Source organism: Sphingomonas sp. CCH10-B3 (assembly GCF_001556185.1).
Lineage (GTDB): Bacteria > Pseudomonadota > Alphaproteobacteria > Sphingomonadales > Sphingomonadaceae > Sphingomonas > Sphingomonas aquatica.
This window is the reverse complement of the sequence record NZ_LSIJ01000051.1, coordinates 1-508: the sequence shown is the minus strand read 5'-3', so window position 1 is coordinate 508 and position 508 is coordinate 1. Positions and strand designations below refer to the sequence as shown.

The following is a 508-nucleotide window of genomic DNA, read 5'->3' as shown; positions in this document are numbered from 1 at the left end:
TGGTGGAGAGCGGACGGGTAGCTTCAGCGCGTCCTTGTGCCTGACTCTTCCCCTTCCTTTCGGTTCGTCGCCCCGTGCTTGACACGGGGCTTGGCTTTTCTTCGTCGCCGCCGCTTGCGATGAAACGACATGGCGAAGGGCGGTTGGGTCTACATTACGGCGAACCGGTATCGCGGAGGCATGTACGTCGGCGTGTCAGCCGATGTCATCAGGCGCGTTTATCAGCACCGCGAAGGAACCGGGTCGACGCATGTGCGCGACTTTGGCAAGACCCGGCTTGTCTATGTCGAGTTCCACGCCGACATTGAGGCTGCGATCGCCCGGGAAAAGTTGCTCAAGAAATGGCGACGCGAATGGAAGTTCGCGCTGATTGAGGCGGACAATCCGGCGTGGCTCGACCTGTGGGATCAATGGTTCGCCGGTGGCGGCGAAGAAAAAAACCCAGCCCCGTGTCAAGCACGGGGCGACGGCGGATTTTAAGGGTCGTTCTGTACGCAATAAGAGGCAG

1 protein-coding gene is annotated in these 508 nt (G+C 60.0%); it reads left to right on the top strand.

Annotated features, from left to right (window positions below):
- Nucleotides 1–129 precede the first annotated feature (129 nt).
- Nucleotides 130–480 carry a GIY-YIG nuclease family protein gene (locus AX672_RS08470; RefSeq protein ID WP_082730458.1) on the top strand — a complete coding sequence of 117 codons (351 nt, stop codon included), beginning with the start codon at nt 130–132 and terminating at the stop codon, nt 478–480.
- The last annotated feature ends 28 nt before the right edge of the window (nt 481–508 follow it).

What these genes read in the sequence shown, in the direction of transcription:
- AX672_RS08470 (WP_082730458.1), top strand. Translation starts at nt 130, where the DNA reads ATGGCGAAGGGCGGTTGGGTCTACATTACGGCGAACCGGTATCGCGGA.